The organism is Rickettsia bellii RML369-C (assembly GCF_000012385.1).
GTDB classification, from domain to species: Bacteria; Pseudomonadota; Alphaproteobacteria; order Rickettsiales; family Rickettsiaceae; genus Rickettsia; species Rickettsia bellii.
Genome location: NC_007940.1, coordinates 462,545 through 476,136, shown reverse-complemented (window position 1 = coordinate 476,136; position 13,592 = coordinate 462,545). Strand labels below are relative to the sequence as shown.

Here is a 13,592-nt window from a genome sequence, read left to right as displayed (position 1 = left end):
TAGCCCTCAAAATCATAGTAATTTGCTCTAAAATTGCCCTGTTTTTGGAAATTAGTGCCACAAGTGATATTTTTTTGAGTTTTGGCGGACGGACTAATTTAGTATACGAGTTTTAGAGGTAAGCTGTGTATAAAAAACTTTTTTGTCATTTCAGAATTTTTTATAAATTATTTTTCAAACAGCAGAGTAAATTTTACAAGAAATATGTTTACTCTAAAGAACTAATAAAAGCTTCATCAAGACCGGTTACACTAGAAATTAAAGAAACATTACAACCTTGAGTTAACATTTTCTTTGCTACCTCTACTGCTTTATTATATTCCCCTTCAGCTTTACCTTCAGCTTTACCTTCAGCTTTTCCAATTTGGATACCTTCAGCTTTTCCAATTTGGATACCTTTAGCTTCACCAATTTGGATACCTTTAGCCTCACCAACTTGTAAGCCTTCAAGAATACCTATTTCTTTCCCTTCTTGTTGCCAATGCTCTGCTAAACTTCTCATAAGCCTTGTCCCTATTTCCGGATTTAACTTTGTTGATAATAAATTCTTTAGCTTTATTTTATCAGCTTGCTCTATCTTCGTCAATGTATAATATAATATCATTTCTAGATAATCATAACCTATCGTTATTTTGGTTAATTCCGGTAATATATCTGATATTTCTTGCCATCTTTTTAACAACTCTCTCTCATGTATATGTTTGAGAAAAAATTCTAATATCCCTGACCATATCCTTTGTTTAAACTCTTCATCAGGAATTTCATGGACGTTCACTAACTGGTAATCATTAATCCATAATTCTTTTGCTAATTTGTTATTAGTAAATAAATCCCACAAATTCCTTGCAACATTATATTTTTCCTGACCATTGAAAAATATCATCGGGTATATTAATGGTAAAGTCTTAGCTTTAGGATTTTGTATTAAATATCGCTCACAAATATTAATCATATATTTAAATAACCTAAAAGCCATAAAATGATCTGCTTTTGATTGATGCTCGACAAGCAAAAATAAGTATCCGTCTTGTTTATCAAATTTGCATGAGAATAAAACATCAGAGATAGAATCTTTTAAAGAGCTTTCTACAAAAGTGGTATTTTCCATTGCTAAACTAGGAAAATCTATTAAACTTTTAATATTTGGGGGCAAATGTGCATTAAAGAATTCATGGGCAACTAGAGGATTCTCTAGTGCCTTACGAAATATCTTATCATGCTTAGCTTTCTTCTTATCCTTATCTGGATCACCCAGCAGGTTTCCTTGTTCACTCATATATTTATATTTTTTAACTTGATAAAATATTATTACACTACACTCTAAACTCTTATTCCTTGATTTAGCTTGATCTCAGATACTTGCTTTACCGCACTTCTTATTTCTTTACCTATTTCTGAGCTTGGACTTATATATTGCATTACTTGTTTATCTCTTCCTATGGCATTTAAGTAATCTTCAGGGACGAGATGGCTTTTGCCTTGAAAATCATGTACTACTATATCACAAAATTTTTTATCACCAAGATTATAATTAGGATCAAATTTATTCTGCATAATTTGTAAATCTTTCTGTATCTTCTGCTCTATTGCTGCTATGCAAATCTTGTTACTATAAGCAGTACAAGAATCTATACCTTTTTCTCTGTAGATTTGTAAAGCAGTATCGATATTTTCTGCTGTGCCAAACTTTGCTAGAGCTTTTATTTGCTGTTGCTGCAAATTATTTAGTCCGTTATTATCGTTATTTGCAAATTTTGAAAATAATAATTCTATAGATTTAATTTGTGATTTTCTATCATCACTTGCTTTTAAGGATGATTTAAGTTCTGTTACTTTGCTAGCTGCTGTTAATTTTGCTATTTCAGCTTCTATAAGCTTGTTTATAGATTCTGCTCCTTGGGATTTTAACATATCATTAAAATCGCCTTTTTCTGGTGGTCGTATTATTGCTACCGTCGCTCCTTGCCTAATTAATTCTTCCTGTGCTTTAATTACAGTATTAACTGATACTGCGTCTTTGCCGTCATTATCGGCAGCAATTATTATTCTTTCTCCTTTGATAGGCTCATAGTTCCTAATGTTACTTACACCTAAACTACAAAGAATTTTGCCTTTAATACCAGCTTCCCTAATACTTAAAGCGGTCTCTACCCCTTCTGCTATAATCGTTATATTACTAACTGAATTATTGCCATCTTTACTGCTTTGTACGTTCCTGCTTTGTACGTTCTGCTGTTCGTTAGTTTTATTAATCTCAACAAAAGAACCTCTGATTCTACCAAATGAACGTTTATTAACCTCAATATCAGCTTTATTATTTGTTTCTTTGTTTAAATAAATTGATTGTCCACCGGTAATATTACCATCTTTATTTCTAGCAAAAGCAATTAATGCAGGATAATATTGTTTGCTATTACTGTCCCACATCATATTGGTTCTAAGATCATTATTTAGTTGATATCCTGTTAATATTTTTTTAATTCCACGATGTTCTAATAAATATTTTTTTGCTATATTATTTGGCGTCGTATAGATTATAGAATCTGATTTTTCATATAATTCTTCAGCTCTCTTTATCTTAGATATTTCAGCATATTTCGCTTGTTGATCTTGATTCTTAACTTTTTGGTCAAATTGCTCTTTTATCTTATCTTCTAATAACTTGCTATTGTTTGATATACCAACCATATCTTGTAAATATTTCTTAGCTTCTACAAAATCACAATTTTTTTCTCTTTGTACTAAGGTAAATAAATCTCCTCCCTCTCCTTTACTAAAATCATACCATCTGCCAGCTTTACTGCCATTTATCTTCATCGCTATCTTACCATCTTTTCCCCAGCGTAATATGTGACTACTCGATAAGTGGTTATTTGGACTGCCTAGCAAATTTCTACCTATTTCTTCCGCTTTAAATGATAATCGTTGCTTTAATTCTACTGCTTTTTGTTTATTAATAGCATTATAATCTATTTTATTCTTTGCCATAATATCCTCTTGTAATTTAACACTTATTGTTGTATCTTGTTTATTACAATTCGTAAGGTTATAAGAAGAGCTTTTTCGCTCTTCTTGGGCTTTATGGCTTGTGGCAAAATTTGTGCTAGTGCTTCTTAGGATTTCTGCTACCTTAGCAGATGATCTTGATCTCACTCTTAAGTGGTAATAGTTATCATTACTGTGTAATCTATCCTTAATATCTTCTACTACCCCTTTAAACCAATCACCTACTTTATCTATAATATTAGGACTCTTATTCTCTTGATCTTGAATCGCTACTAATTCTTCTAAAGTTTTAAAATTAATGCTAGATAGCCTATTATCTATTTTGCTAAGTTGCGATATTAAACTGGCCATATTCCTGGTAGCCTTCCTATTATAGTAAAGTTTTACCTCTTCTATATGTCTAGTCATGGCTACATAAGAATTTCTGCTATTTCCTGCTAAATTATGTAATACATAGACATTTTTAATTGAGGCTCCTTGTGCTTTATACACTGTAGAAGCATAGCCATGTTTAAAGCTTACATCTTGAGGATTAAATTCTATTTCTTTCCCGCTATCTGTTTTAGCAATAAATTTATCATTACTTACTGAAGTTATCGTTGCAAATTCACCATTTTCTATTTGTAAATCTTTATTTGTACTTTTAAACAAAATACGATCTCCTGCCATATAATCTTCATGCTTTTCAGATGATAGATAACGTCTATATTCTTTACCGGTAAGTAAGCCTCTAGCTTTTAGTAACTCCCTGATGCCTTGATTAATACTATCTACTTCAGCATTACGCATGGTAATTATTAAACGCTCATTTAGAGCAAATTTGCTGTTGCTCCAATCATTAATTAATCTTGCCATTGATTCTTCTAGCGTATGATCAATCTTTAAACCATCATGTTGTGCAAGTAAACGCAAGCCACCAGTAATATCTGATCTTGCAAAGCATGAAGCCATTTCTCTTGCCCATGCTTTACTCTGTCTTCTAATTCTACTTAACTCATATGAGCCAAATTTACTAGCCAATACTGCAAACATTCCTCCTCGCTCAACGGAAGTGAGTTGTCTCTCATCTCCAGCCAGTATTAGATTACAATTGTTACTCCTTGCTACTTTTAGTAATTCTAAATAATCACTATTACCTACCATCCCTGCTTCATCTACTACTAGCAGGCTATTTCTTGGTAGATCAGCTTTGCCATTATATAATTTAAATAAAAATCCTTTTACTGTATAACATTGCCGGTAACCTTTACTTTTAAGCTCTGATGCTGCTTTATGAGTAGGACTAAGCCCTATAATATTTTGCCCATGATTAGTGGCAATTTTATAAGCCTGCACAAGTACTTGTGACTTACCGGTACCGGCTCTACCTTGTAAAATCCTAATCCCTTGATTATTAATTAAAATATGCTGTAGACTTTCTCTTTGTGCTTCATTAACACTTGCAAGATTATCGATAGCACTTTTAAGCTTAATAATATTATTAAAATGAATCTGGTTATTTACCTTATATGCTATTCTAAGTAACCTTAATTCTTCATCCCTTATGTCTTTAGTAGTATAGTATTTAGTATCCGTGCCATCTTCATTATATAGTTTTACCAGCCTATCTGAATTTAATACCTCCCTTATTAGTTTTGACTTTTCTACTTCTTCTGGAATCTCTTTTATTGCTTTTTCTATATCCAATTTAGTAAAAATAGCTTGATGACGAATAATACGATTTAACACTCCATCACTATTTTTAATAATTTCCAGATGAGCTAATTTACATATTTTATTTTGCTCAGCTATTTCATTGATAATACTTCGCATTCTAGTAGGACCAACATGCTGCTGAGGCATAAAACTTATCGGGTCTACTTGGATTTCTAAACCTAACTTAGCAAAATATTTATTGATTACTTCTTTAACTCTCTTATGTATTATTTCCTCCTCTGGGATAATGAATGCTTTGCCCTTAACTTTGGCAAATTTAGGATTTAAATCTACTGCCTTAGCTCCTAAAGATTTACCATCTTCTGTGAATCTTCTGGTAGTAACAAGCAAATGGGCATGCCAATTCTTATCTCCATCATGTGGCTGATGAATATCAATTTGAACTCCTAGACCATTCTTTACCCACCCCATCTCTTCGATTATTTCATGAGTAATGGCTATCCTATCATTTAAATCTAGCTCTTTATCATCAGGCAGTGCTATAACTATATCTTTTAATAATTGACTATTTTTTCTTGTCTCTAGACGTTCTACTTCATTCATCAAGACCCTTGGGTCTTTAAATCTTTTATCTACATAATTAGGCAATAATACTGCATGGTAAACATTATCGCCTTTTTTGCTAAAATTATAAGTAACGTTAGTTCTCTCATCTTTAATAATCAGCCTGGCATTATAGGCAGCTTTCAGGCAAGCATTTCCTCCTGAACTCCTACTCACTATTTCTATTCTTGCAAACTGTATTGCCATGATTCTTCTTATGATTATTACAATCCTGCATTACATTAGCATGAATGTTTTTCATCATCCATTGAATCAGCACAAATAAGCAAATAATAAACCTTCAGGTTTATATATTGCGTTAACCTCGCTCTAAAGAGCTTTGTTAAACCAAAACTTACGCTATGTTTGATATAATGCCCATGAATTAAGGGATATTATGAAGTGCTTCACTATAAAACATTGCTGTGTAATAAGAGTTTTTAGCATATTTGCTATAACATAGCGTAAGTTTTGAAACCTTTGTTGCTTACGTTCCTTAACTAAATATTTGTCTTTATTGATCTTAGTTTTGCTGGTTCGGTTAGGTATGGGGATTATCTTGATCTTGAATGGCTTTTTTATTCCATCACTAATCTTAGACTATGCAATCTTAGAGTTGTATCCAACATTAGTCTGTTTTAGAAAAAAATTTGTAGAATTTCTGTAGCACTTATAATTATGAAGTTGACTTCCACAATTTATTGATGATTCATGATGATTATAACAATAAAAAATGAAAACTATCTATATGGATAATGTCATAAAACGTAGATTGAAATTAGAACAAAAAAAAACTCAAATTATTACTGAAGAAGCAAGACTTAAAATTCAAGAAAGAAAAGCTCGTACTCGTCGTTTAATTGAAATCGGCGGCTTAGTTGTTAAAGCTAAACTTGATGATTTACCCACTAACAGTTTACTAGGAGCTTTTGTTTCTTTAAAAGAAAAATTAATACAAAATCCTAATATCCAAGATCACTGGACTAAAATCGGCAAAAATATTTTTGATCAAAAATTAAATAATTAACGTCCATTATCTTAATGGGACTGTTGAAAAAGTTTTAAGTAATTTAAATACATTATAGTAAAATAAATTAAAAGTTATACTATATATGCTTATTTATCAAAACTACAGTGGTTTATACAAACAAAATGACTACAAAAATACTTTTTCAACAGTTCGCTGATATTAATACACATAACACTTTCAGGAGTTTCGCATTTAGCAAAATTGCGTATCAGCTAAAAGCCATCCGATGGATAGTCCACTTTTCGCTTTTCGCATGTTCCGTTACGGCAATCCAAATGATGACAAAGATTCTCAAGTATCTGCTCATATGCAAGGAGTTGTGACATAGTCCAATTAAATCGACTCAAAATATTATAGGCATTATTGATGTTAATATTAATATAAGCTGTATTAAACCTATAATTAGAGAGTAACTTTCTTAATCTTGTTTCCTGTGTCTTTTTATATTCATCGTGGTTTGCTGTACCAAATTCTGCTATATTATGCATCTCTCTGCTACGTATTTGTATTTCTATATTACGTTTATAGATATTAATTATGACATGTAAGGAACGGTAGCCATTATCCTTAGGATTAGTAATATAGTCTTTAAACTTCTTTACATCAACAGAATAAATATTGTAAATAATATCTAATACTTTATAACAGTCTTCTTTTTTATTAACTATAATCCTAAAAGCAATTAGGTCCTTCAATTCTTTCACAGTGGTAGCTTTTTTAAATATCTTCTTTAAAACAGAACAAGGAGATTTTAATCTGTAATGTATTTCAGCAGCTATATTAGCTTTATATAGTTTAGTGCTAATAGCAGCTATGATATTATGTAAATCATTAGTATTTATACCTTGCATAATTAACATTTATAATAAATTATAATACGTTTGTTATAAAATAATCAGCTTTTGATCCCTGTAATTAACTATTAACTCCACATTAGTACACTAAACTCCATAAAGAGATATAACTCTTGGAACTTTACTTTTAAATTTATGGAGGGAAAAAGCTGATTATTTTACAGTAACTTAAGTACAATATTTAACTCCCTGACCTTACTAATTTGGTAGAATGTATTAAAACTTAAATTAGAATTATTACAACTCTTAAAAAAACAGTAAGTATTATACATAAGTAAAAAACACGTAGATATTAATGTAAAAATTTATCTATTAAAGACCTCTGAAAATAACTGAATTAAGTAGTCAATAATAAGAAAGAGATATTAATGAAGAGATTATAATCATTAAGAATTATTAGAATGGATATATTTACAGTTGTTGGAAGAGACAGATTAAGTAAAGATAATGTACTTAAGTTAGAACAAATAATTAACTGGAATCAAGTAAGTAATTATTTAAAGAACAGTAAACTGAGATCTGACTTAGAACCTGTCTTGAAAGACTAATTATCTAATTACATAGTACTTCAACATGTTACTTTTTTAGTACTATTTTATGTCTAAAAAATTTACATGTTTTAGCAAAATTACTGTTTTTTATATAGATTTTAAACTGTTTGTTATGAATTAGTGTATTATTGTTGTTATCAATCCACTTTCAAGACAGCCTCTTAGGCAGGATTGGTTATAGCGAGTGATTGTTATTTAAATGTATCCTATTAGGACAATTATATAATTTAACGTGAATAGCGAATTAAAATAAGTCAAGAATTAAGGAAAGAGTCGATAGACGGTTTGTTAGGTAGTAACTGGTAATTGATAAGAGAAGCGATCATGTGAGAGAAGGCATTTTTGACTGATCCATATATGACGATGTCTTTTAACCTTATAGAATAATAATAGTTTAAATAAATTAGATTTTATGGAAGATAAAGACTATGTGTCCGCAAGAAATATATGAAAAACATTTACGTGTAATTAACAATATTAGATTTACATCAAGAGAAATAGATGTAATAGCATGCATTATGCATGGGAAGAACATAAAAGGAGTAGCTAATTTTTTATCAAATGAGGATAAACAGGTTGAGACAAGAACTATTGAAAGTCATATTTCTAACATCAAACGGAAAATAGGAACAAATGTTCGAGAGGGCATTATAAACTTTATGGAAAAGTCCGATAAATATAAACTAATACAAAGTTACTATTTAAGTTTATTAATTCAACAAGAATTTAAAAAAAACTTAAAGGAAATTTTAATATTAACAAAGCCTTATAATATATCTTTTTTTATTGTTTTGCAGATGCTAGGAAACAATGATTTAAACTGGATGATTTATAAGATACGTAGGGATTTACAACTTGTAGGCATAACAGTTTTTATAGAACTGCGAGAATATTCTGATAATGTTCCTATAGTTCTCATGCATAAGGGGACACATGGCGAAGATAAAAAGCAATGTACTATCTATGTTTTATCTGTAAATAAAACTAATATACCTAAACGACAATCTATTGTTATGTCTAATGATCAGGATATATCTAAAGTATTTTTCCTTACAACACAGGAAAAACAAGGTTTAGAATTTTTACCTAAGCGAACTAATTTTGAATATATTAATCTTTCTCTATCCAAACAATATCATTTTATTTTTTTAGAAATTATCACAAAAGTTTTTTCTAATACAAATGTAGAGAATATTATTGTTAAGTTCAGGGAAAGATATAATAATATTATGTCAAATCAGACTAGTTTAGTTGCCCCTCACTCCTATTTGACAGACAAAAATATTCAAGCTAAAGTTAGGAATATTTATTTACCAATAGTTGGTGTATTGGTTTTGATTATTTGTGGTACTTATCTTTTAATATTTGACCCAGCTGTTAGAACAACGGTTAAAAGTCAAAAAGCAGAAATGCCTTACCTTAAACCACAAGAATCAATAATATTTCCTAAGAATGTGACTACTTGGAATATACCTAGACAAGATAACGTTTTTGTTGGTAGAGAAAAATTATTGAATAATTTACACAATAAATTACGTCAGAATCATACACCAGAAGGAATAAGTAATGTGGCAATTAGTGCATGTGCTGGACTTGGAGGAATTGGAAAAACACAATTAACTTTGCAATATGTCACGCACACAAAACATCCGTATACATTTAAAGCTTGGTTTCCTGCAGAGAACATTGATGATTTGTATAATAAATATATTGAATTCGCTAAGCTATTAGGATATACAGAAAACATCTATACAAAAGAAAACATTATCGCTTATGTTAAACAATGGCTAGTTGATAATCCAGGATGGCTTTTAATTTATGATAACGTAAATAACTATCGTGAAATTGCACCATTTTTACCAGAAACTGGGGGACATGTAATTTTAACAACTCGTCAACGTCATTGGCCAACAAAATTTTCAATATTGCCCATTGACGTCATGACAGAAGAAGAATCTATTAAAACAATAAAGACTTTAATACAGCGAAATGTGGCATTAGAAGAAGAAAATGCTATAAGGGAATTAGTAGAAATTTTAGGATATTTACCCTTAGCACTAGTACAAGCTAGTACTTATATTAAGCAAAAACATATTACTATTCCAGAATATTTAGGCCTTTACAAGAAGTATGAATCAGAATTATTATCAGATAATTCTTTTTTAGAAGAGACAAATAATTATAGTTACCCAGTGGCAGTAACCTGGAACATTACCTTAGATGAAATTGTTAGAGATACTAGAATTAACAATGAACCACCAATAGCTATTGAACTTTTAATAGTATGTGCTTACTTAGCACCAGACAAAATCTCTCGAAAACTATTGCTTACATGGCTGCAAACTGCTCATCCTGATTTATCATCGCCAGAATTAACATTAAATAAACATATTGCTCTATTATGGCAATATTCCATGATCAATTATGATGACGATAATAATATTTCCGTCCATCGTCTAGTACAAACAGTTTTACGTCATCAGTTCAATCAGATACTAAATCAAAACAATAATATGTATCCTACCTTAAATTTCAGGTGGTTTGAATCCCTATTACAATTTTTTATAGATAATGAGCAAGAATTTAAACTAACTAATTCTTTTCAACAAATTATTGAAACTAGTCAGCACTTTAAAACTCAATTTCAGGATAAATATAATGAAAATCTTGTGACAATGGATTTGATGGTGGCTACAATCTACTATTATCAAGAAAAGTATAAAGATTTTCTAAAGATACTTGATCAGGTTAATGCATATTTGCAGAAAATTGACGGCTTAGAAATGTTAAAATGTGAAATGCTAGCCTTATATTCAGCATATTTTTATAAAATCGGTAATTATCATGAGGCTGAAGAAAAACTAAATAAAGCATTTGATGAGTACAATAATATAAAAATAAATAATTCAGAAAAAGACAATGATATGAAAATATTGAAGGCAAGATTAGTGTATCATAAAGCCAATCTTGTCTTAGAGAAAAGTAAAAAAACAGATAAAACTAATATAAATACACTAGAAATAGAGAATGCTATTAAATCAATTCAAGAATCAATGATTTTATTTAAGGCAGCTAATAGAACTAAAGGTTTTTTATTATCAATTAGATTGTATGGACAACTACTTATTTTAACTAACCAAGTGGATAAAGTAATAATAGAGTTTAATAAATACAATAACTTAATTGAGCAAACATCTGATTACATGATAAAAATGCTTTTTTATATAACTTATTCAGATGCTTATTTTAGCAAAGGCGATTTCAACAAAGCTTTGGAATATTGTGGTAAAGCTAAACAACAAGCAGAGAAATTACATCTTAACAATAAATTAAATTATCTTAACAATCAAGAGAAAACTATTAAAGCATCACTGCAATAAAATTGAATAGCATTCTATAGTTAAGTAAATTCAATTAGGTATAATAAAGAGTATTAAGTCCGTCCGCTAAAACTTAAGAAAATATCGCTTTAGGCACTAATTCCCAAAAATAGTGCGATTTTAGAGCAAATTACTATGATTTTGATGGCTGATTTCAAATTTTTGTATCAAAAAAACACCATATTTTCCAAAACGCACTCAATTTTCCCATTGCGATTTTTTCTTATTTCCATAAGCTTTTGATATAAAACCCTTCATTTTTTTATGGATTTTACTATTACTTTTTGCCTTACAACCCTATTGCCTACAAGGCTTGTAGAGTTTTGGCGGACGGACTATTAAAGATATTTATTGCATAATAACAATTTACCGTTATTGTGGAGTAAGAGGAGAGAATGGGACTGTGTTATTATATAAATTTAATTTTTTGTAATTTGTAGTTATATTTAAACAATGTGTGTGTAATTGTCTTGCAACTTTTGGTATTTTGAGATAAGTAGCAAGAGCTAAGAAGACCTGTAAAGTTTCTAAAATTGTTTTCTGTTCTTTTTTATGGGTTTTAGCTCCTATTGTTTGTACATTATGTAGCCGATCAAATAACTTAATTAATAGCAACTCTTTTTTCTTCTGCTGATATAATATTTTAACCACTTCTGCTGCACTAATTTTTTTATCCTTTTTAACTCGTGTTAAATCTTCAACTTGACCTGCGATTTTATAGCCAAACTCTTTTACTATCATTTCTTTAGTAAGTAATGTATCTTCAATACAATCGTGCAATATGCTAGTTACTATGATATCTGTTCTAAATAAATAATCAGAAACCATGTATGCTACTTCTAAAGGATGTGAGTAATAGAATTCTCCTGTTTCTCTCTTTTGCCTGCCATGATACTTTTTAGCAAAATAAATTGCTTTTTTAATTTTATTAAGATCAACCATGTTCTTAGACATCTTATTAATAAGCATGATCTTCGTTAATAGCCTTTTACTATATCGGCAATTTGATAGATCTGTAATTTTTATTTTGTCTAGCTCAAGATCTATACCTTTAGGTAAATTTAACTTTCCTGTAATAGGATCTATAGTTTTTTGATGATTTTCTTGACTTCTTGCCATATATCCTTCCTTACTATAATTTACTTAAGTGTAGCAAGTGAAGTACAATAATCAAGAAAATCATCATTATTAGTTAATACATAATCATCAAAACCTTATCAATATCAACATTATGTATCATAAATCAGATCATCAAGAAGAGGTAACTTAATTGGTATATTACAGACAATAGTAGTACTTTTACCTTTTTCACTTGTTACTTCAATCTCTCCATTTAGCTCACTAATTAGACGCTTTACAAAACTTAATCCTGATCCAAGTCCATTATATTGCATAGCAACATCAAATTTATCAATCTTTTCATGAAGATGTTGCCTGATTTCTTTAGACAAACCAACACCACTATCATGCACCATAAATTGGAATACCATTTCTCTGTTTTGTTGTTCTGATTCTGAAACGGCTGGACTAATAGCAAACATGTTCACTGTTACCACAACTTTACCTTCTTTAGTAAAGTTAATAGAATTATCTATTAACTGCTCTAATATTGCCCCTATTCGATAAGTATCACTAATTATAGCATTTGTTAAATCATACTGAAAATTACAAGATAAATTTAATCCCTTACGTTGAGCTATTGGCATCGCTTTATCAATAATCTTATTTACCAACTGTTTTGGATCAAACTTATTAAAAACTATAGGAGGTAATCCTGAATTATTCTGTAAATAACTAAGTATATTGTTATAATAATCCAGTAATTCTTCAGCACAATTTACCACACTAGCTAAATAATCCTTTTTTTCAGGATGATCCTCTATTTCATAAAGGGCTGTTACTAATGAAAAAATCCCATTACATGGAATCTTTAATCCATGTACCATATTTTGCACCACATCTCTTTTAAATAACTCAGATTCTTTCAATTTATTATTTGCTTCTTGTAACTCTAATTTATATTTAATTATATCAGTATAATTTGTGATCGTCGAGTTAATGATATTCTCTTCTTGCTGATATGGTATTAATGTGACAGATATGGGAGATAATTGAAGATTCCAATTTGTTTTAGTAATATTATGATTATCTTTTGGTTGATTTTGATTATTAATTGTCATAGCATCTCCTTGCTGTTAAAGTTCAGAAAACAGCTCAGAGGTTAAAGTGCTAAAATTTTGTAGTTTTTAATTTAACCTCTGAACTAGAACTGCACCACGGCTGCTCTTAACAAGGACAGATATCCTAACTATTCCATGAAGTACAGAGGATTTAAGAGCTTTTTTGACAGATTTCTACACAATTTAATAAAGAGCTGCATAAATGAGACACAGCTAAATTACTATTATTTGTTAGCTCAGATCTTTGTCTATTACATACAAATCAAAACTAGTATTAATGATGTTACAGAAAACATCAAGAATTCCTTGAAAATCCCTTGTAATACAGTATT

Annotated in this window: 7 protein-coding genes; 2 read left to right on the top strand and 5 right to left on the bottom strand. The window is 29.8% G+C overall.

The genetic code is table 11. The annotated features are described in order from the left end of the window. Nucleotides 1-208 precede the first annotated feature (208 nt). Both RBE_RS02170 and RBE_RS02165 read right to left on the bottom strand, forming a co-directional pair. On the bottom strand, nt 209-1,276 hold the full coding sequence (locus RBE_RS02170) for an Rpn family recombination-promoting nuclease/putative transposase (RefSeq protein ID WP_011477107.1): 1,068 nt from the start codon (nt 1,274-1,276) through the stop codon (nt 209-211). A 44-nt stretch (nt 1,277-1,320) separates the two neighbouring features. Beyond that, nucleotides 1,321-5,472 carry an AAA family ATPase gene (locus RBE_RS02165; protein ID WP_011477106.1) on the bottom strand — a complete coding sequence of 1,384 codons (4,152 nt, stop codon included), beginning with the start codon at nt 5,470-5,472 and terminating at the stop codon, nt 1,321-1,323. 526 nt (nt 5,473-5,998) lie between these two features. Between RBE_RS02165 and RBE_RS02160 the strand changes: the two genes are divergently transcribed. Beyond that, nucleotides 5,999-6,292 carry a conjugal transfer protein TraD gene (locus RBE_RS02160; protein ID WP_008579929.1) on the top strand — a complete coding sequence of 98 codons (294 nt, stop codon included), beginning with the start codon at nt 5,999-6,001 and terminating at the stop codon, nt 6,290-6,292. Nucleotides 6,293-6,507: 215 nt separating this feature from the next. On the opposite strand, the gene RBE_RS02155 is transcribed toward RBE_RS02160, so the two are convergent. Then, nucleotides 6,508-7,146 carry a bifunctional (p)ppGpp synthetase/guanosine-3',5'-bis(diphosphate) 3'-pyrophosphohydrolase gene (locus tag RBE_RS02155; RefSeq protein ID WP_228368755.1) on the bottom strand — a complete coding sequence of 213 codons (639 nt, stop codon included), beginning with the start codon at nt 7,144-7,146 and terminating at the stop codon, nt 6,508-6,510. 982 nt (nt 7,147-8,128) lie between these two features. Here RBE_RS02155 and RBE_RS02150 point away from each other — a divergent pair. Beyond that, on the top strand, nt 8,129-11,080 hold the full coding sequence (locus tag RBE_RS02150; RefSeq protein ID WP_011477105.1) for an NB-ARC domain-containing protein: 2,952 nt from the start codon (nt 8,129-8,131) through the stop codon (nt 11,078-11,080). 372 nt (nt 11,081-11,452) lie between these two features. Here RBE_RS02150 and RBE_RS02145 read toward each other — a convergent pair whose 3' ends face one another. Together RBE_RS02145 and RBE_RS02140 are read right to left on the bottom strand one after the other, a co-directional pair. After that, complete coding sequence (locus RBE_RS02145) at nt 11,453-12,199, bottom strand: HD domain-containing protein (protein WP_008579933.1); 747 nt, start codon at nt 12,197-12,199, stop codon at nt 11,453-11,455. Nucleotides 12,200-12,309: 110 nt separating this feature from the next. Then, nucleotides 12,310-13,260 carry a sensor histidine kinase gene (locus RBE_RS02140; protein WP_008579934.1) on the bottom strand — a complete coding sequence of 317 codons (951 nt, stop codon included), beginning with the start codon at nt 13,258-13,260 and terminating at the stop codon, nt 12,310-12,312. Between the last annotated feature and the right edge of the window lie 332 nt (nt 13,261-13,592).